Source organism: Xenorhabdus ehlersii (genome assembly GCF_003610465.1).
Taxonomy (GTDB): domain Bacteria; phylum Pseudomonadota; class Gammaproteobacteria; order Enterobacterales; family Enterobacteriaceae; genus Xenorhabdus; species Xenorhabdus ehlersii.
In genome coordinates this window covers 253,017-272,932 of sequence record NZ_RAQI01000001.1, presented here as the reverse complement: position 1 = coordinate 272,932, position 19,916 = coordinate 253,017, and the positions used below count along the sequence as shown (strand labels likewise).

General features: G+C 44.7%; 13 protein-coding genes and 2 pseudogenes. 8 read left to right on the top strand and 7 right to left on the bottom strand.

What is annotated here, in order from left to right:
• Positions 1–226 precede the first annotated feature (226 nt).
• From BDE27_RS01195 to BDE27_RS01180, 4 genes are all read left to right on the top strand, one after another.
• Positions 227–1,372 (top strand): acyltransferase family protein, encoded by a 1,146-nt coding sequence (locus tag BDE27_RS01195; protein WP_099133136.1) that lies wholly within the window; start codon positions 227–229, stop codon positions 1,370–1,372.
• Positions 1,353–2,141 carry an alpha/beta fold hydrolase gene (locus tag BDE27_RS01190; RefSeq protein ID WP_038221854.1) on the top strand — a complete coding sequence of 263 codons (789 nt, stop codon included), beginning with the start codon at positions 1,353–1,355 and terminating at the stop codon, positions 2,139–2,141. Before BDE27_RS01195 ends, BDE27_RS01190 begins: the two co-directional genes overlap by 20 nt.
• 99 nt (positions 2,142–2,240) lie before the next feature.
• The gene (locus BDE27_RS19560; RefSeq protein ID WP_099133135.1) at positions 2,241–3,680 is read left to right on the top strand and encodes an FAD/NAD(P)-binding protein; all 1,440 of its coding nucleotides are present in this window, start codon (positions 2,241–2,243) and stop codon (positions 3,678–3,680) included.
• Between the two features lie 110 nt (positions 3,681–3,790).
• Positions 3,791–4,774, top strand: a complete 984-nt coding sequence (locus BDE27_RS01180) for a pyridoxal phosphate-dependent aminotransferase (protein ID WP_099133134.1) — start codon at positions 3,791–3,793, stop codon at positions 4,772–4,774.
• Between the two features lie 472 nt (positions 4,775–5,246).
• Here the strand turns inward: BDE27_RS01180 and BDE27_RS01175 are convergent, their stop codons facing one another.
• Positions 5,247–6,251: an IS110 family RNA-guided transposase gene (locus tag BDE27_RS01175; RefSeq protein ID WP_099134140.1), complete on the bottom strand. Its 1,005-nt coding sequence runs from the start codon at positions 6,249–6,251 to the stop codon at positions 5,247–5,249.
• On the opposite strand from BDE27_RS01175, the gene BDE27_RS01170 reads away from it, so the two are divergent.
• The 4 genes and pseudogenes from BDE27_RS01170 to BDE27_RS01155 form a co-directional block, all read left to right on the top strand.
• Positions 6,250–6,531, top strand: a complete 282-nt coding sequence (locus BDE27_RS01170) for a hypothetical protein (protein ID WP_120211291.1) — start codon at positions 6,250–6,252, stop codon at positions 6,529–6,531. The two genes, BDE27_RS01175 and BDE27_RS01170, sit on opposite strands and share 2 nt — an antisense overlap.
• A gap of 819 nt (positions 6,532–7,350) precedes the next feature.
• Positions 7,351–7,623, top strand: a complete 273-nt coding sequence (locus BDE27_RS01165; protein ID WP_143707543.1) for a helix-turn-helix domain-containing protein — start codon at positions 7,351–7,353, stop codon at positions 7,621–7,623.
• A 281-nt stretch (positions 7,624–7,904) separates the two neighbouring features.
• Positions 7,905–7,979, top strand: a pseudogene (locus tag BDE27_RS01160) (TIGR03751 family conjugal transfer lipoprotein); the annotation flags it as partial.
• Positions 7,979–10,602 (top strand): annotated as a pseudogene (locus BDE27_RS01155) (conjugative transfer ATPase); the annotation flags it as partial. The pseudogenes BDE27_RS01160 and BDE27_RS01155, both read left to right, overlap by 1 nt.
• An 89-nt stretch (positions 10,603–10,691) precedes the next feature.
• Here BDE27_RS01155 and BDE27_RS01150 read toward each other — a convergent pair.
• From BDE27_RS01150 to tssI, 6 genes are all read right to left on the bottom strand, one after another.
• On the bottom strand, positions 10,692–11,471 hold the full coding sequence (locus BDE27_RS01150; RefSeq protein WP_244208656.1) for a hypothetical protein: 780 nt from the start codon (positions 11,469–11,471) through the stop codon (positions 10,692–10,694).
• A 248-nt stretch (positions 11,472–11,719) separates the two neighbouring features.
• The gene (locus tag BDE27_RS01145; RefSeq protein ID WP_099123215.1) at positions 11,720–12,121 is read right to left on the bottom strand and encodes an immunity 22 family protein; all 402 of its coding nucleotides are present in this window, start codon (positions 12,119–12,121) and stop codon (positions 11,720–11,722) included.
• A gap of 128 nt (positions 12,122–12,249) precedes the next feature.
• Entirely contained in the window at positions 12,250–12,645 is a 396-nt protein-coding gene (locus BDE27_RS01140) for an immunity 22 family protein (protein WP_167450508.1), read from the bottom strand.
• Between the two features lie 11 nt (positions 12,646–12,656).
• Positions 12,657–17,123, bottom strand: coding sequence for an RHS repeat-associated core domain-containing protein (locus BDE27_RS01135; RefSeq protein ID WP_244208655.1), 4,467 nt, complete (start codon positions 17,121–17,123; stop codon positions 12,657–12,659).
• Between the two features lie 12 nt (positions 17,124–17,135).
• A complete protein-coding gene (locus BDE27_RS01130; protein ID WP_099133992.1) occupies positions 17,136–17,555 on the bottom strand; it encodes a DUF1795 domain-containing protein in 420 nt (139 codons plus the stop codon).
• Between the two features lie 104 nt (positions 17,556–17,659).
• Positions 17,660–19,732 (bottom strand): type VI secretion system tip protein TssI/VgrG, encoded by a 2,073-nt coding sequence (tssI, locus tag BDE27_RS01125; RefSeq protein WP_099133996.1) that lies wholly within the window; start codon positions 19,730–19,732, stop codon positions 17,660–17,662.
• Between the last annotated feature and the right edge of the window lie 184 nt (positions 19,733–19,916).

Sequence of the window (19,916 nt, the reverse complement as noted above, 5' to 3'; positions counted from 1 at the left end):
ATATCATACGCATTCATTATATTAACTATCGGCAGCTTAAAACTTTACTGATACAGTTAATACAGGGCGGGATTCCATCTTAAAATGGACTATTTTTATCCGGAAAATTTTTTATTTTTAGATAAATCAGAATCCCGTCTAAATTTCAACATTACATAAAAATGAATTTTAAGTTATGTATGTATCGATTTAGTTAATAGTGATTATATTTTATAGAGGATAATATATGCAATACCAGTTACCCTCATTGACAAGTTTAAGATTTTTTGCGGCTTTGATGGTGTTTTTTTATCATGTTTCATCTGAAAAGATATTTAGTACAGATATACAAAATGAAATTTTCAGAAAAATATTCTCTAATGCTGGCTCTATGGGAGTAACTTTCTTTTTTTGTTTAAGCGGATTTATTCTTGCCTGGTCTCAAAACAGGCAAGAGAAATATTCTATATTCATATTAAAAAGAATAGCAAAAATATACCCTAACCATATAATTACACTAGTGTTTGCATTTATTTTAATTTTTTTTAATAAACCATTACTACCGGGAGGTGAAAACACATCGGGATTATTTGAAAGTATATTTTTAATTCAGTCTTGGTCAACTAACCCATATGTTTTTATTAGTATGAATGGTGTGAGTTGGACATTATCTTGTGAGTTATTTTTTTATTTTACATTTCCTTTTTTTGTTAGCATTTTTTCTAAACTTAACACGTCCATTAAATATTTATTATTAATAATATTTATTATTATTATATGGTCAATTCCGTTTCTGTCATATTTTATTCCGAAAGAGAATGTATTGCCATGGAATCACAAACCCGCATATTCATATTGGCTAGTATATATTTTCCCTGCGACAAGGTTATTTGAATTTTTATGCGGCGTTTTGGTTTGTTTATTATTCAAAGATAAAAAATTACTAGTAATTAATGTTAAGTTATCCTTGATGTTTGTTGTTGTTTTTTATTTTATTTCTCTAAATATAAGTTACTTATATACTTATGCTTCAATAAATATCATTCCATGTTTAATGATTATCTTATCATTTGCACATAATGACTCCAAGCAAAAAAACACCATCCTTTCTAACAGATTTTTCATTTTTTTAGGAGAAATTTCATTTTCTTTCTATCTTGTACATAGAATGGTTATTATGTATACTCCTGACAAACTTATATATCTTATTGATATATATAACATTCCTATGATATCAATTATCATATTATGGTTTTCATTATCAATATTATTGTCTTATTTTTTATATAAAATGATAGAATTGCCCGTTGTTAATATAGTGCGTGGAATGATAAAAAATCAGAGCAAAAATAACTTAAGAGGAAATAAATCCTATGAAAGAAGTAACTTGTAACGGTTCAACTGTTAAATATAGAATATACTCTACAAAAAACCCAGAAAGTTCTGAAACAATAATGTTTTTACATGGAACAAATAGTGATGGAAATAGTAGTTTCTCTAGTATAAAAAATGAGTTTATAGATAAATTCAATGTTGTTATTCCTGATTATGCAGGTTGTGGGGAGTCAACATTACCATGTTCATTAAACGTTGATGGCTTGGCCGATCAAATTATATCTGCAATTGAAAATTGTAATTTTGATAATCCTGTACATTTAGTGGGTATTTCTTTGGGTGCTGTTGTTGCTGCTGTTGTTGCAGCAAGAAAACCATCACTTGTTAATAAATTAATTTTAACCGCGCCTTGGGCATCTAGTGATGATGCTCGCTTTACTTTCATGTTTAAAACTTGGTATGAATTAGAATTAAAAGACAAACGAATGGCAACTGCATTTGGATTATCTCATGTTCTTAGTCCTCAAAAATTGTCAGAACTTTCAACTGAAACAATTGATATGATATGTAGTAAAGAATCAAAGAACACCGAAGAAAGAATAAAAATTGGATTAAGCATAGATATAGTTGAATATTTGAATAAAATCAACTCTCCTACCTTAGTTATAGGATTATCTTATGATAATTTAATACCAACATATATGGTCAAAAAAGTAAGTTCATTAATTCCTGATAGTAAATACAGTGAAATTGAAAGTGGGCATGCAGTTCAAATTGAAAATCCATCAACATGGATAAATAAAATAAAAGAATTTATAAATTATTAAATTTATGATCCTGAGAGGATCCTCTCAGGATTTAATATTTTTCTTCTTGTTATTTTATCATTGATAATTTTTTAATATTAAACTGAGTAAAATATAATTATGCAATTTGATAATATCACTATAATAGGTAATGGAGTATCTGGTATTGCTACATTCATTTCTTTAATTATGTATAGTAACGTAAAAAACATTACTTTTATATCTCCAAATGAAATGGGATATTCAGAAGCATTCTCAGAAGCTAGCAAGGAAATGATTTGTAACACATCAGTAGGTAGTATTAGCATTGTACCCAATAATCAAAATGATTTCTTATTATTTTTAATCTCTATCGGTGAATCTGTTACTGTAGATGATTTTGTTCCTCGCAGTTTAGTTGAACTATATATTAAGAAGAGATATGAGTTGTTTTATGGAGTAGCGCTTAGTAAAGGAATAGTAATAAAACATATTAAAGATAAAGTTCAATGTATTAACTACAGTAACTCACCTTACCTTATTAAAACAGAAAATAATAAAGAACACTTAACAGATGCTATAGTTGTTTGTTCTGGATATGCAAATAATAGAATTCCATCAATGTTTGAAAAACATCTAAAACAAGAAACATTTTATATAAATCCATACCCTTTGAAAAAGGTAATAGAAAAATCACCTAGAAACTCAAATGTATTAGTTATAGGTTCTAAATTATCAGCTATAGAAACATCTATTCACCTTGCAAAAAATAAACATATTGTTACCATGTTATCACCTTCTGGCGAAATACCAGCAGTTAGAGGACATACAGTTCCACTAAGAACAAGCATATTAAACAAGAATAGTTTTGAAAAAATAAATTTTAAGGACCGTAGATTAGGAAAAAAAATAATTAATGAAATAAATAAAAGTTTGATTAAAAACTTCAAAAACCCAGTTTATTCTCAAGTGTCAAGAGAAATTATCCCCATAGATAGATTAAGTGAAGAGTTAAATTTAGCATTGGATGGAAAAATATATTGGCAAGATATCATGGTAGAAGTGATAGACAAATTGAACGAGTTGTTATTAACTCAAGATATTGATGTTAAAAATAAATTTATTAATCAATGCATGCCAATAATCGATAGATATATGGGAGCCTGCTCAATACAAAGTGCTGAAATATTGCTTGAAAAATTAATTGATAATAAGATAAAATTACGTAATGGAGTTGTTAATAAAATTATAAAAGAAGAAAAATGGAATGTTTTTTGGCAGGATGGCTCAGAACTATTTGATACAATAATACTTGCGACAGGTAGAGAATATCCAAGTTTTTATATAAATGATAATGACAATGAAGTTTTCTTCAATAAAAAAGAATTTCTCAAAAAAGCAACTATAACCAAGAATTACCGTTTGTTTAATAACAAAATGAATAGTGAAGAACATATTTGGTTTGTTGGAATTAGTTCTCACTCTGCAATTCCTTTGATAAATGCTATATATCCAGTTACTTTACAAGTTCAAGAAGTTGGTGAATGGTTTAGATTAAATGAAAATGTCACTTGGAATTAACTTGATTAACTTAATACCTTATAAATAATATTAATTATCCATTTTTACATATAGCTTAACAGTAATTATTAAAAATAATGACCCACTCACTGCATTAGGATTAACATGCTATGAATAGAATAGACCTTTCTAAAAATGAGTCTCCATTCAATAACTTGAATGAAATAAGTAACGATATTTTTAAGGTTCTTCCATACTTAAATCGTTATCCTAAAGATCTTAACATATCAAATCGATTGGCTGAATATCATAAAATAAATAGGGATAATATTTATATTGGAAATGGTGCTGCTGATGTTATATTTAAAATTTTGAGCACATTAGATATTACTAGTGTTACATTTTCAACCCCATGCTTTGATGGGTTTAAATACATGATGAATTCTTTAAATTTGAACGAAAATTTAATCCCTCTATTTGAAAATGGCAGCCAAGATTTCAATGGGTTAATAAATTCAAACTCATCTGACATAGTTATACTATGTAATCCACACAATCCAACAGGAGAATTATTATCGATTCCTAAAATAGATGTTTTACTTAAATGCTTACCTAAAAATAAATATATTATTCTAGATGAGGTTTATATAGACTATGCTAATGAACATTTTGATTCACTGCCTTTATTAAAAAGCTATAATAATTTAATAATAGTTAGGTCATTTTCAAAATCTTTCGGTTTGGCTGGATTAAGGATCGGTTATTGCATTGCGAGTAAGGAAATTATTAATCTATTAGAAAATAAAACACTTCCCAACAATGTGAACTCTATATCTAGTGTTGCTGCTTGCTCTGCTTTAAATAATATTCATAAAATAAAATCAAACATTAAAAATACAATAACTGAAAGAAATAAACTTAATAATGAATTAATAGATCTTGGCTTTTTAGTTTCGGACAGTCAAGCAAATTTCATTTGGTTACATACAGGAAAGAAAACATGTTTTTATTATAACTATTTGTTCGATAAAGGAATAGAAGTTAAATCCTATGATGATTGTGGATTAAGGATATCTGTTGGAAGTAAAGAACAAAATAATTATTTTTTAAATGTTATGAAAGAGTTAGTGATAATTTATCCATTTAATAGATAAATTATCATGATAAAATAAATCATCGTAATTAAATTATTATTATTTATTCTAGTGAGTGATTATATAATATCAGCTTAAAGTAATATGCTTTCAGTTATTGCAGACTATTGACTGCATATTACCCAATAGCTAATATCTCTTCTTACAAAAACGATCCATCGCCTGTCAGGATCGCCTTCGGGTGGCGAAATAAATCTATGGTCTTCCCCGTTTTTGCAACACTCATTTTGATGTATGGTTGGCTTGCTTAAATCTATCCGGCGTCTCTATGAGTATGGATACCCGCGCCACGATGAGTTCTGCGCCTGATGAACCTTAAAAACTCCCCGGCTTCAATGAGCCATTTTGTTTCTTAGGTTATTCATCAGGCCGATTGGCCGTTCATGTCATCAATAATCAGTCTTCGCAAAACCAGATAGGTAACGTGTATTTCACTGTTTAATCATCAAGTTATTGAATCAGCCAGCCTCTATTAGGCCTGATACTCATTTTGTCGAGTAGTGATTGCCCAGGCTATTCTTGCCAGCTTATTAGCCAATGCACAGGCAACCACATTCGAATGTTTCTTGCTCAGTTGTGCCTGAACCCACTCGGCAAGTCTCCCATGCTGATGCTCAAGCCGCATCATAAACGCCCGGGCGCATTGAACCAGCAATCGGCGCAAATTTTTGTTGCCGCGTTTGCTGATACCCAGCAGAGTCGGTTTTCCCCCTGTACTGTATTGTCGGGGAACAAGCCCCATCGAAGCCGCAAAATCCCGGCTGCATGAAAATTGTTTTCCGTCACCAAGCTGGGATGAAAGTAGGCTGGCGGTAATGGGTCCTACCCCCGGTATTGTCATCATGCGTTGAGTCGCATCGTCCGCTTTGATGGACTGTTTTAATTCTAATTCCAACGTGGTTATTTGCTCGACAAGATAAAGGTAGTGGGCATGTAATTTCATCAGTAAACGGCTCAGATAATCGGGCACGTCGTGTTCTGCCAGAACCAGAGATAACCGTTTAATGACCGCCTCGCCTTTTGGCAGACTGATACCAAACTCCAGCAAAAAGGCGTGCATTTGGTTAGTGGTCTTTACCTTATCTTTGATGAGTGATTCTCTGACACGATGCAGTGCTCTCATCGCCTGTTGCGTCTCCGTTCTCGGCTGGACAAAACGCATTGAGGGGCGTGATGCCGCTTCACATATCGCCTCTGCATCAACGAAATCATTTTTGTTACTTTTGACAAAAGGACGAACAAACTGCGGAGATATCAGCTTCGCATCATGGCCTAAATCAGCGATCCGACGAGCCAGAAAATGTGCACCCGCACAAGCTTCCATCACGACGGTAGTCGATGTACACCCAGCTAAAAATTCCATTAATTTTGGGCGGGTAAATTTTTTACGCAGCATAGTCTTGCCGAATTTGTCCTGACAATGGATATGGAAAGAATGCTTGCCGAGATCGATACCAATAAGGGTGACGTTTTGCATGATGGACTCTCCAGAAAAAATACTCTATAAAGAGTATGGTTCACAAGGTGGGGAAGACCATCTCATTAACTCCCGTAGCCTGCAAGGGAGTGCATACAATGCGGTACATCTGCACACTTTTGAAAGCAGATATCGTCAGACACCTAACCCATCGTCTGGCGGTGAAAGTCTCCCGGTCTTGTTATACACCGGCTTTTCATTCATGCAGGGCAATAGCCCCTGCCACAATCACAATGTGTTCTGTACGATTTTTACCTATGCTTTGATTAACGTACGGTAAACGTTCCGAAAACTTCGCGGCGTCACTTGCGTTGAAGCGGAGCGATTACCAAGTGACGCCGCCGGGCGGCCAACGTCCAGAGCACGTCCGGTCTGGCTTTACGACCGATTTGAACCCCGTATTACTCAGTGTCACCACTTTTCATTGGCATTTTTCTGCCTTAATTCACTTATTTCGTTTGTTTTTCACTCACCGCCTTGTAATAGGCCGATGCAGTAAAGAAAGGAGATATCATACGTCACGAATAATGAGGCGTTCATCCTGATTGAATCAGGCACTGAACGGGGAGTAAACCATCGCCGTGCTGAGCACGCAGCGAACTCCTGCAAAAACTCAACATAACCCTCGCCCTGCTACACATTATCTGACGCACCACGGAACGGTGAATCTAACCGACACGCAGGGAAAATGTTTCTAAATGAATAAAGTTAGTCTGAAAATCACAGGGAAAATACGGATAGCGAAGCGATCACGAACGAGAACAAACAATAAAGATTGATTAGTCGTCCGTATTATCCCCTGAGTTTATGCGCTCTGAGAGGAGGAATAACCGTTAAACTTAACCGTTCGATTATTGTGTTAGGTAAAACAATCAGTTAAAGTATTCCCGCCATTGGCAAAATCCGATGGTCGGGGATTCGCAACCCTGTAATGATCAACCCACTGGTAGGATGTTTCTGCCAGTGCGCCTGCGTTCGCCTTTTCTATGGCGGTTCAGGTGGGGGAGGCTTCGGCCTCGCCGGATTGGTTGATCTCCGGTATTGCGAACCCTGCTTGAATCGCCACCATCAATATTAATTAATGGAAGGGGTAGCAGGAATGAATAACAACAATGTTCAAAATGACTGGCATCAGGCCGATATTATTGCTGCATTACGTAAACGGGGTACAACCTTAGCGGCGGTTTCCCGCGAAGCAGGACTCAGTTCATCAACATTAGCAAATGCATTCAGCAGACCGTGGCCGAAAGGCGAATGGATTATCGCAAATTACCTTGGCATCCATCCCTCAGAGATCTGGCCCAGCCGTTATTTCGATTCTCATACCGGAGAATTATTAGAAAGGAAAGCCCGCTCTAAGCCACAGGAATAACCTGCTGTAATTTGTGATCGACTTCGTAAAAATGAACATTTTTTATCTTAAGCCCTGAGCGTAAAATGGCAGCCCAATTTGACCATTTTCAACCCTCACGGCTTTTTTGCTTTAAGATGATTTAAAAGTACACAATTAGTAATATAAATAAGAAAAATCAGTAAGATATAGAACAAAAAGCAAGCAAAAAAACTTAGGGGCATTAAAAGGGGCATAAAAGGAAGGCAAGGTTATAGACTTATACTATTCAACAAGTTATAATTCTTTTCGATTCCGCCTCCGGCTACAGCACAGTGTTTCCGTTTTATCAGCAGGTGCAGTATGCCTTGCCGGGTGAACGCACGGAGGCACGGTAATGGATAATCCAAACCCATTGCATCGTCCCGGCACACTGAGCGAAACAGATGAAGCCGCGATTTACCGGGCGAATCCGTCCATTATCGACTACCTGCCCTGGGTGGAATATCTGGAAGACGGGCAGTGTTTATTGCTGGATGATGGTGTGTCCGTGGGGGCCGTCTATCAGATTGAACCCATTGCCACCGAAGGGCGTCCAGCTGAACGGTTGCTTGAAATTCGTGACAACTGGAAGATGCCATTCAGGACAGTCTGGACGAGGACGATATTTCGCCGTGGGTGGTACAGTTTTTTTGTCAGGATGAAGATGATCCTGACAATTATCTCAATACGTTACGTGACTATGTGAAACCGTGGGCGCAGGGCACAGCCTTTACTGACGCTTTTCTGGCAGAATCAGCACGTCACCTGAACAGTATTGCCCAGCCTGACGGGATATTTCAGGACAGCTTAATCACCGGGCAACCGTGGCGAGGGCAGCAGCGCCAGACGCGCATGGTCGTTTACCGCTGGTTGCCTGCGCATAAATCGAAGGCTCACCCTCAAACGGTATCGTCGGTGGCAGCACTCAATCAGGTCTGCGAACGACTGATATCATCACTGGCATCAGCCGGTATTATGGCAACCCGGCAACAGGGCGAACAAATTCACAGTTGGTTACTGCGTCATTTTAATCCCGCGCCGGACTGGGGTATGACAAAAGCCGATTTCTACCGCACGGTAAGTTATGAAACACCTACACCATCCGATCTCCCGGTGAATAATGACTTTACCGAAAGCCTGTGGTTTACCCCGCCGGTGTCAGATCCTGAGAACGGTGTCTGGTGGTTTGACGGTCTGCCGCATAAAGCGGTGCCGGTCGAGCGCCTGCGGCGTCCGTCCGAGCCGGGCACCCTGACAGGGGAAGTGAAACGGGGCGACCATATCAATGCGCTGATGGATATGATGCCGGAAGGCACGGTGGTCACGCTGACCATTGTGGCGCAGGCACAGGATACACTGGAAGAAAGCTTCACCCGACTGGCAAAAAATGCCGTAGGGGAAAATACCGAATCACTGCGCGTCCGGCAGGATGTACAGGCCGTGAAGGAATTACTGGGGCGACGCCATAAACTGTACCGCAGTGCACTGACCTTTCTGGTGCGCGGTCAGGATTTAGATAATCTGAACCAGCGGGTGCATCAGTTATCTTCCACATTACTGAGCGCCGGATTACAGCCCGTGCGACCTGAATTCAGTGTGTCCCCGCTGAATGCTTATTTACGGGCGTTGCCGATGGGCTTTAACCCGCAGAAAGATAAAAAACACTGGTACAGCCGTCTGACGTGGGTCCAGCATCTGGCAGGACTGATGCCGGTCACCGGACGCTCAACCGGCACCGGGCATCCGGGCTTCAGTTTCTTTAACCGGGGTGGAGCACCGCTGACCTTTGATCCAATGAACAAACAGGATCGCACCCAAAACGCGCACTTATTGCTGTTCGGCCCGACCGGGGCAGGCAAATCCGCCACGTTGTGTGCTTCGCTGGTACAACTGATGGCGATCCACCGTCCGCGTCTGTTTATTGTCGAAGCGGGGAACAGTTTTGGCTTACTGGCCGATTACTATGAAAGTCTGGGGTTGACGATGAATAAAATCGGCATCAAACCGGGTTGTGGTGTCAGTCTGGCCTTGTTTGCAGATGCGCATCAGTTGCTGCAACTCAGCCCGAAACAATTACGGATCAATGAGGCCGATATTCCGGAGACGGAAGAAGCGCAGGAAGAGGGCGATGAACAGCGTGATATTCTGGGCGAGATGGAAATTGCCGCCCGGCTGATGATCACCGGTGGTGAGAAAAAAGAGGAAGAACGTCTGACCCGTTCTGACCGCGGTTTGATCCGTGAAGCGATTATGCTGGCCGCGCAGACCAGTTATGAGGCAGGGCGTCAAATGGTAGCCTCGGATTTACAAACCGCGCTGTATACCATCGCCCGTAACCATCGGCAGGATGAACACGGCCAGCCCTTAATCACGGCACCCCGTCGGGCACGGGCGGATGAAATGGCCGGGGCCATGTCTATGTTCACACAGGGTTTTGAAGGTGAATTGTTTAACCGCCCCGGCACCCCGTGGCCGGAAGTGGATGTGACGTTAATTGATTTGGGGACGTTGGCACGTGAGAATTACTCGGCACAGATGGCACTGGCGATGGTGTCACTGATTAACACCGTCAATAATCTGGCCGAACGCGACCAGTATCAGGACAGGGAACTGCAACTGGTGATAGACGAAGGGCATATCACTACCACCAACCCATTGCTGTCCCCTTATATGACCAAGGTCGTGAAAATGTGGCGTAAACTGGGGGCCTGGCTGTGGCTGGCCACACAGAACCTTGCCGACTACCCGGATACGGCTGAAAAAATGCTGAATATGGCGGAATGGTGGCTGTGTCTCACCATGCCCCCGGATGAAGTGGAGCAAATCGCCCGTTTCAAAAAACACAACGAAGAACAAAAAGCCGTGTTGCTCTCTGCCAGTAAACTCCCGCGCTGCTATACCGAAGGCGTGGTACTGGCGAAAAAAATCGAAGCGCTGTTCCGGGTCGTGCCGCCGAGCCTCTATCTGGCGCGGGGGTTACAGGTTGATCCCGACCATCCTGTATAAACGTGGGTAACATGGCCTGCTATTTCTATGGATACAGGCCACACTGGAAGGTAGATGCTTTATCACATGATTTTTTCATCCTGAAGATAGCTCATATTCATAAACACATCACATAAGCTCACATTTTTAGGCACAATGATACTGATATCATATTTTTTTGAACTGAAAAGAAAGGAAAAAAGATCCCGGCCATTTTCCAGTTTTCTTGTCTTATCGAGCGAGTCAAAATAGCGGTAGATCTCTGAGACGACTTTTTTATGTATTTCACTTTTAACTAAATCATCTCTCTGATAGGGGCTTTCATAGCTCCCACAGTACAGTTCACGAAGATAACGAATATCGTCCTCTTCGTCTTTATTCGTGGGAGACCTGATTAAGGCCATGATTTCATCCGTGCGATCTTTCTTGACGCCAGTAAAAAAATCCTGAATACATTGCTGTAACTGAGGTGTGCATTCTCCCTGTGATTTCGGTCGTTTTACTTCTTCAAACGTGGATTGTTCCGCCGACATTTTTAGCATATCCGTCATGATATTTTTAAACTCTTTCGGGCATTGGGTCTGTTTCACTTCCGCATAAACACAACGGCCATAATAACCGGAATTGTAGGTGTAATTGTATTTTCTGATGGTCAGAACATAGGTTCCCGGCAGAGGTTCATACCCGCTGATTTCAGAGGATTCATAGGCGAATTTGAAGTAGATCCCGTTTTTTTTATTATAACCGATTAGGTTTCCTGCCTCCGAAAAATCGGTGACAGTGCATCCATGATCGCAATAGAAAGGGATCTCGCCATTAATAAAAAGAAACCAGCCTTCCGTAAAAGTTATTGTGTTTTGCATTGGTTTTATCATGTATTGTCGTCCTTTTCAAAATTTATGGTGGTGGTGTTGGATATAATCTATAGTCAAAAAATAACGCTAACAATCATGCTAGCGTTATTAAAATTACCACAAAAATATATTTATGAATGAGTTACTTTTATAGTTCATTTTTAACCCACTCCATGAGTTCTTTTTTGATCAAAGATTCATTTAATGATTTGTTCCAATTTAATATTTCCATCTCATCATAGCCATCGCTCAATAAATTAATCACCCTTAAATAATCCTATATATTTCATATCATTGTATTGTTCTTTATATGGGGGATTTATGTGTAGTTCTGAATCTTGATACCAAAATATGGCATTTGCTTCTTTTATTCCTAACTTCTCACATATGTCTTTTATTGATTGAAATTCATCTTGATCAACAGCAGCATCAACTAAAATTTCATCTATAGAAACACTTTCATCGTAGCGTGGAATTATTCCTATAAAATCATCTTCATACCATTGAAGACCAACGTCCTTACAAAACTGACAAAGTTTATAGTTAGGATCATCAAAATTACCTTCAACAGAATAATCCAACTCAAAATATTTTATATATTCGTCTTCAGAGGAAAAATTATTTCCAATCCATAAATGCACTCGATTCTCAGTTGTCATTTTCCACATTTACCACTATATATCATGTTATTATGATGATGCCTGACCATAATCTTCTTGGCGTAAAATAGAGTAATTAGTTACAAAAATAGAGGCTAAATAATATCAACTCAGCCTCTGTAATTAATTTAAATTATATTATTTTCATACCAAATATCTGGAAGTTGGTAATTGAAAACACCGACAAACTTTAACCCACAAAAATCTTTATTTTTTTCTTCAAATTCAAATGACTCATCTAGTATTGATACATAACAGTTAGCATTGGTAATATTTAATTCGTTGCATTTTACCAATAGCTCATTTTCATATGACTCACTGAAAGGAATTTCATCAATTATTTCTTTTATATTTATAGGATTATCAACAAAATAGGTGGAGAAGGTATCAACATCATATTCTTGTCCTATATCTTGGCAAAAACCGCATTCCTCACCAAACTCATCTTGATTTATATAGTCATCAAATCTGTTATCAACTGTACCAATCCATATACTTATAGGATATGTGGTTTTTTGACTCATTATTAATACTCCTAACATTTTATAGCACTAAAATTTATTTGGCTCATAAGACGCGCACCATCTTTTACATACTGCTTCGCAAATGATTGAATCACCTTTACTGCTTCGCTTTTTGTTTTGGCGTTCTCTAATTGTGCAAATAAAATTTTATGACCATTAGAACTCGCCCTACCTGATTGCCCAGCAGGTAATTTAGCGCCGGTGGAATGTGGCCCTTCTAAAAAGACACCGGGATTTTTAGGATCTGGAACACCTTGGAACCATACATCTGAACGTGGAGACGAAAGCTCCAATAACTCACTATATTTAAAGCCTAATTCTTTAGACTTAGCTGCCATTGATACTGGGAACCATTCATGAGCGGCTCCGCCATTACGTAATGCATCTGTTATCCCTGGTTTAACAGCTTTATTAGACATTGCTGCAGTAACATCGCCTACTGATGCTTTATCAAACCATTCTCCAAAGCTAATTTTTTGCTGATTCCAAGGATAATCACTTGCCGCTAGCCCAAATGGATCAATTTGAGTACATGGATTAGAGCCATATATATAAATGTTTTCTCCACCCCGTATTCCCAACGGATCGGGGGTTAAATAACACCCAGCCACAGGCAAATAATACCGGAATCGATTGTAGACCAGCCCGCTCTCCTCGTCGAGAAATTGACCCGCAAATTTTAACCCCGGATTAAGTTCCACATTTTCACCGGCCGTCCCTAGTTGTAGTCCGTACAGGCTTTGCAGCGGTTGCCGCCAGACCCGATGCCCGGCTTCATCAAACAGCGCCAGCGGTTCCCCGGTCGGGGCGCACACCGCATACTGGGTCTGGATTTTTCCGCCCAGCAGTTCAGTACGGTCTTCCGGGTTCAGAGTAAAGAACTGCACCTGTTGTGCCAGCAACTGCCAGCCGTCAAAGACCAGATGCCGGATGCTGTACAGCCGGTGATGCCGGTACTCCCGAATTTCGGCCGGCACATCTCCGTCCCACAGATAGGTGGTACGCAGGCCGGCCCGTTCACACACTTTCTCGGTACGCCGCCCGAAGGCATCGTAGCGATAATCCCACTGCTGGCCGCCCGGAGTCTGTAGCCCGATAAGCTGATTCTGGCTGTTCCAGCGAAAGTTGGTCAGTTGTGGGCGATGGCCTTCCTGCCACAACTGCATGGCGGTCATCCGGCCAGCATCATCGTATTCAAACAGATGCTGACCTGCTTGTCGTAGCCGGTGTCCTTTCTGGTAAAGTCGTTCGTTATCAATATCGTGGCGACCGTCAAAACGGCGGGCGGGGTAACCGCAGGCATCATACTGATAATGCTCCCGCAGCTGGTCGCCATCACTGACCGAAGTCACCTGACCGTTGCCGTTGACCACATAGCGCAGCCATTGCCGTTCATCATTGGCAGCCACCAGATTCAGTGCCGCATCGTAACGATATTCCCGGTCCAGTCCCGCCAGTGTCGGCTGGGGGATATCCGCCACTTCATGGGCAGCAAAAAACTCGGTATTGCGTCCGGCACGCTGAGCGGTCAGTTGCCCCATCAATGAGTGTTCCTGACGCAGGATAAAACCCTTGTCTGACTGGCGATGCCATTCGTGTCCGTCTTCATCCCGTTCAAGCGAAAGTGTCTGTTTACCGCTGAGACTGAGCAGGTTAAGTTCACCCACCTTATTGACCTGCGTACCGGCTTTCCAGCGCCGGCCATCGGGCAGGTGAAGGGTTCGTTCTGTTGTGGCACTGTCGGGATACTCACACCGGATTTCACCATAAGGCTGAATTTCTCTGACCAGACGGCCTTTGTCATCGTATTCAAAGGTCAGCGGTTCAGCGTCTGGTGCCGTCACCTCAAGCAGACGACCCAGTATATCGTAAGCGTAAGTGGTACTGCCTTCCGGTGTGTGCATCGCGGTCATCTGCCCACTGGCATCATAGTCATAGCGGGTGACATTATTCAGCGCATCCCGTTTTTCCGTACAGTTGCCATTGCCGTCATAGGCATAATGCCACTGGGTGCCGGCGTAATCAGTCTCCGTGGTCACCCGTCCGTCGGCATCCAGCTGATAACCGTAGCTTTCCCCTTGCGGATTAATCACTTCCCGTAATTGCAGGCTGTCCGGGTCATAACGGTACTGCCAGCGATGACCTTCTCCGTCGACACGTCCGACAGGCAGGTCAAACGGGCCGTATTCAATCTGCCATTCCACGCCCCGGGCATCTGTCCACCGGGTCAGGTTACCATGGCGGTCATGGCGGAAGCGCTCCAGACTGTTGTTGGGACGGTCACTTAAGGCAATACGGTGATGGCGGTCATATTGCCACAACCATAAGGCTCCGCCGCCTGATGACAGTCGCTGTAACCGGTCATGGCTGTCATAACCGAGCCGTAGGCTGCGGTTTTCTTCGTCAAACAGCCGGGTCAGCCGCTGATGGTCATCGTATTCCCAGTTTCGCTGGTTGCCTTCGTCATCTTCTGCCTTCGTCACCAACCCGAAGGCATTGCGGGTCAGCGTAGTTTTGCTGCCGTCCGGAGCAATAAAGCATTCGGCCTGACCCTTATCATTGTATTGCTGCCACCAGACACGACCTAGGGGATCGGTCATGCTGGTCAGTCGGTCAGCCTCATCGTAGTTATATTGCCAGGTTGCACCGGTGGCATCAGTAAAGGCTGTCACCAGCCCGGTATCCACCAGATAATCTAACGTCAGGATTTGCCCTTCCGGCAAAATCTGCTGGCGCAGGTTGCCCCAGTCATCATATTCATACCGGGTAACATGACCGCATGGGGTTTCGACCTGCGTGACCTGCTGTCCGGCATTATAATGCCAGGTGGTGGTATGGCCCTGTGGTGTGGTGGAACGGGTAATACCGGCTTCATAGTCCAGCCGGACGGGGTAATAGCCTCCGCTGCCGACACTTTCAATGCAGCGTCCCTGGGCATCATACACATAGTCCACAGCTGTCTGGTCACCATCCGACCAGCGACTAATCAGCCCCTGTGCATTGTATTCATAGAACAGGTGAAATTGCTGGGTACTGTCCGCTTCCGCCAGCCAGCCATTGTCGTGATAGTCATAGCGCACCAACACGTCACTGAGACCACTGTCGCTGCGGCGGATATCAGCCAGCAGGCCATCCTCGCGGTACAGCAATACCAGCGCCGGGCCGTCACTGTGGGTGACCCGATGCAGCTGACCTTGCGCATTGTAATGAAACCCGATGGTATTGTTGTTGCAGTCACGCAGGGCAGCCAGTTGCCAGCGCTGTGTGCCAGTCGTCACTGAGAGTCCAGGCTGAGTAAAGTATTTTCTGACCGGCTGATTACGCTCGGTCAGCACGAAACCCTGTTTTTGCCGGCTCAGGGTAAATTCCGGGTGCTCCGGGTTGATACTGTGGTCAACGCTGTGGGGCAGGGCGAAATGCAGGGAGGCCCCTTCCAGTGTCAGGACCTCTACCCGGTCGCCGGTCACGATAACGGCTTCGGAGAAGTTGTCCAGCCAGTTTTCGCCAAGCAGTCCCCGCCATCCCGGTGACCAGCTGCGGGTGAAGGTCAGGGGTATTGTCTGGCCCAGTTCAAATTCGGTGCGCTGGTCAAACAGGCTGCCGGTGGTCACGTCTATCGGGTCACCTGTGAAGAATTTTTTGGTGGCCTGAGTGAAACGTTTCATCCCTTTATTGGCTTTAAACGCGGCTTTGGCACAAATCAGCCTGCCCTTCAGGGCATGGCCGGCTTTTTTGGCCCCCAGCTTTGCGCCGGCCAGCAGCGCCTGCCGGCCGGTTTTGGTCAGCAGTTTGCCGACCCCTTTGAGCAGCCCGCGTGTCGGGGGCACCAGAAATTCCACCGCCACCAGTAATGCCCGCTGCCAGCCGGAGAACTCTTCTTCAACCTTGAGGTAAGTCCTCTGACCGGAGCCGATAAAGACTTTGCCCGCCCCCCCTTTGATGGCAGCCCCACAGACCAGCTTGTCGCCGACCCGCGCCGCAGGCTGACCATTGATAAACACGGATTCACTGCCCTGCGCTATCAGGGGCGGCGGTGCCGGGTGTTTGCTACATTTAGCCATATCTACTGTAGCCCGTGCCGCGGGTTTGCCTTCAATAAGGACGTTACCGGAGCCGCTGTCCAGCACGCCGTCCGGTGAGCCGAAGCTGTCGATAAAGTCCGTGACGGCCGAGCTGGCTGCCGCAATGGCATCGCTGGCCAGATAGGTTAATCCGCTGCCGGCGGCCGCCACAATCAGCGTCGCCCCTAGCCCGCCGGTGCCGGCAACCAGTAATCCCACGGCCCCGAAAATCGCGGCACCAATCAGGGCACCGGCCACCGCCCCCATCAGAGCACCAAAGAAACTCTTATGCTGGATGGGGTCGCCCTGGCGTGCGGCTGCCGGCCCTCTGGCCCCACCACCAGGTGGCAGGGGCGGCCGGGCATGGGTAGCCCCGACCCGGGCAATCCGGGTAATAATCTCATCACCTAATCCCATATCAGCCTCTCCTTATGCCGCCTGAAAACTGCTCACCACGGTCAGTAAGGCTGCCCGCTGCCCGGTATTAAAGGGATGTGGCGAGGTCAGGTTAAATGCCAGTAACTGGCTGCCCCGGATTTGCAGCACCACCGTCTGGTGCATTTCCCCCTCCGGACTTTGCCACTGGTAATCCAGCCGCCACGCCGTGTCACCGCTGAGTTCCATTTGCAGTCGCTGATGCTCCTGATACCCCGGCAGGTGGGTGACAAACTGGGCCAGTGTCTGTTCATAATACGCATCGCTGTCCGTGCCTGCCGGCACCGGGGTGCGGTTAATCACCAGATTGACGCCGCTGTCATCCGGCAGCACAAACACGTGCATCGATTCATCACGCCAGCCGGTAGGCAGGGTCAGGATACCTTCGTTCATCTGGTAGGGTTGTTTGCTCATGATTTTCCTTTTCACTCTTTTTACATCATTGATATTCAGCGATATTCAGCCCGCCGTAAAAATACGGCTGAGCAGGTGTCAGTCTGTAGTTGGCCTGCCCGGACTCAGTTCAGGGTGATAGCCTCTTGTCCGTTCACAATGACGGTCTTACCGGTAATATGGATATTGCCGTCGGCATCAATCGCGATACTCCCTTTGGTGTTGCCGAGGGTGATACCACTTTCGGTAGACTGAATAGTAATTTGTCCTTTGACGCTGAGGACGCTGGTTTTTTCTACGGTGACCTGCCGTGTCCCGATGCTGCTCACTTCCATGCCGACCACTTCTTTATGCCGGTCAGCCCGTACACTGATAGCCTGATTGTGGCCGACACTTTCGGTATGGTCGTGCATTACGCGGGTACTGCGGTCATTCAGGACGGTGGTATCCATGTCTTTCTGCGCGTGCAGTGACAGTTTTTCACTGCCTTTGGCATCTTCGAACAGCAGCTCGTTATAACCCTCACCTTTATGGGTCTTGGAACGAAAGGCCATCTGGGTTTTACTGCCCGGTAGCCCGCCCGGCGGGATATTGCTCGCGTGGTAAGTGCGGCCGATGACGATGGGCTGATCCGGGTCACCGTGCAGAAAATCCACCACGACTTCCTGCCCGATACGCGGGATAGCGAGCATTCCCCAGCCCTGACCGGCCCACGGCTGGGTCACCCGTATCCAGCAGGAACTCTGGTCGTCACTCTTGCCGTAGCGGTCCCACGGAAACTGGAGACGGATACGCCCGTACTGGTCACAGAAGATTTCTTCCCCGGCCGGGCCGACGACTTTGGCAATCTGTGGGCCGTCGATGACCGGTTTCGGTAACAGTGCCGGACGCCAGTGCTGGTTATGGCGGATAAAGTGGAACTGGCTGTTCAGAGTAGTCCCTGTACCACTGTGAGCAGTTTCGAGTGCCTGAGGCTGGCTGCCGGCATGACTCGCCCCCACCACCTGCCAGGACTGGTTCAGGTCTTCACGCGGGTGGTTGTACAGGGTGAATAACCGTCCCGGTTGGATCGCAATTGCATGACCACGGCCTTGTCCTGTCACGGCATTGTTGCGAAGTCCCTCCAGACGGTAGCGGGTAAAATCCTTACCGTGTGCCTCATCCTTAAAACGGCCCGGATAGTCGTAATGTTCGTAATACAATTGCTGGAGCGTGTCTTCCTTCATCTGCTGGCTGAATTCGGCCGGCCAGGCCGGATTTTTGAAGGTGTAGTCTTTGAGCTGCACCTGGGCCGGGCGGACCTGTGCCCGGTGTGTCAGGTGGCTCACCGCCGGCTCTCCCAGCGTACTGGTGTCACCCGGCTGGTAGGGCAGCACGATGCCCGGTGGTACAGAGCCGGCATCATCGGCAAACACCAGGGTATTGCGCCCGTTGCCGCATTCAAAAAAGTAGAAGATACCTTCCTCTGCGGTCAGCCGTTGCAGAAAGGCAAAGTCACTCTCCTGATACTGGACACAAAATTCGCGTTCCGGGTGGGTATGGCGCAGGCTGAAGACAACATCACGGATACCGTGCTCTTTCAGAATGGTGGTGATAATGGCCGCAATGTTCAGTTGCTGGAAAATACGCGAATTCTGACGCAGGGTGGTGCGCCACAGGTCCGGGCGAATACTCATCTGGTAGGTGGTCTGGTGCAACCCGGTGTTACCCTGTTCAAAACTGGCAACGATACCGGTGATACTCCGGCTTTCAACCCCATCCTGTGTGATAGTCAGGGTAGCAGAGCGGTCGAGTACGGCCGGAAAGTCGATGGCCGGGTCAGCACTCGCCAGCCCGACTTCCAGCTGGAACGGCTGGGAAAAATGCTCGTTCAGGGTAAAATCCGTGACGACAAAGGTCTCTGGTGCCAGACCGCCGGCCGTCAGGGTAAATTGCAGGCCACTGGGAGAGTCGCTACCACTCAGCAACTGGCTGGCTTTTTGCAGGACTTTGGTGGCGGCGCTGTGTCCGACTGCCGCCTGCTGTGCCAGACCCTGACCACCACCGGGCGGACCGGCAAAACCGCCGGATGTCGTCAGACCTCCTTTCTTCATCAGGCCGGCGGCACCGCTACCCCCCAGCAGGCCTGCCGCCTGCTTACCTTTTTCCAGCAGTGACTGTCCCTGCTGCAACTTTGTCAGGTGTTTTTTCATTGACATGGTGTCATTTTCCTTATTGTCATGGGCTTTTTGTTGTTCTCCTTCCGGTTTTCGCTGACTTATGCCTCCCGATATCCGGACAGAAAAGGGACAGGCAAAGCCCATTCGGTATGCCTGCCTTTTTTGCTCATTATGAGGATGGGCTGACTGTTTTATCGGCATATTTTTCATTAAGTTCATAACA

Bases quoted from the DNA above. Each gene is read 5' to 3' on its own strand.
- BDE27_RS01145 (WP_099123215.1), bottom strand. From the start codon at position 12,121: ATGACAACTGAGAATCGAGTGCATTTATGGATTGGAAATAATTTTTCC.
- BDE27_RS01180 (WP_099133134.1), top strand. From the start codon at position 3,791: ATGAATAGAATAGACCTTTCTAAAAATGAGTCTCCATTCAATAACTTG.
- BDE27_RS01190 (WP_038221854.1), top strand. From the start codon at position 1,353: ATGAAAGAAGTAACTTGTAACGGTTCAACTGTTAAATATAGAATATAC.
- BDE27_RS01130 (WP_099133992.1), bottom strand. From the start codon at position 17,555: ATGAGCAAACAACCCTACCAGATGAACGAAGGTATCCTGACCCTGCCT.
- BDE27_RS01175 (WP_099134140.1), bottom strand. From the start codon at position 6,251: ATGCAAAACGTCACCCTTATTGGTATCGATCTCGGCAAGCATTCTTTC.
- BDE27_RS01150 (WP_244208656.1), bottom strand. From the start codon at position 11,471: ATGCAAAACACAATAACTTTTACGGAAGGCTGGTTTCTTTTTATTAAT.
- BDE27_RS19560 (WP_099133135.1), top strand. From the start codon at position 2,241: ATGCAATTTGATAATATCACTATAATAGGTAATGGAGTATCTGGTATT.
- BDE27_RS01140 (WP_167450508.1), bottom strand. From the start codon at position 12,645: ATGAGTCAAAAAACCACATATCCTATAAGTATATGGATTGGTACAGTT.
- BDE27_RS01165 (WP_143707543.1), top strand. From the start codon at position 7,351: ATGAATAACAACAATGTTCAAAATGACTGGCATCAGGCCGATATTATT.
- tssI (WP_099133996.1), bottom strand. From the start codon at position 19,732: ATGTCAATGAAAAAACACCTGACAAAGTTGCAGCAGGGACAGTCACTG.
- BDE27_RS01135 (WP_244208655.1), bottom strand. From the start codon at position 17,123: ATGGGATTAGGTGATGAGATTATTACCCGGATTGCCCGGGTCGGGGCT.
- BDE27_RS01170 (WP_120211291.1), top strand. From the start codon at position 6,250: ATGATGGACTCTCCAGAAAAAATACTCTATAAAGAGTATGGTTCACAA.
- BDE27_RS01195 (WP_099133136.1), top strand. From the start codon at position 227: ATGCAATACCAGTTACCCTCATTGACAAGTTTAAGATTTTTTGCGGCT.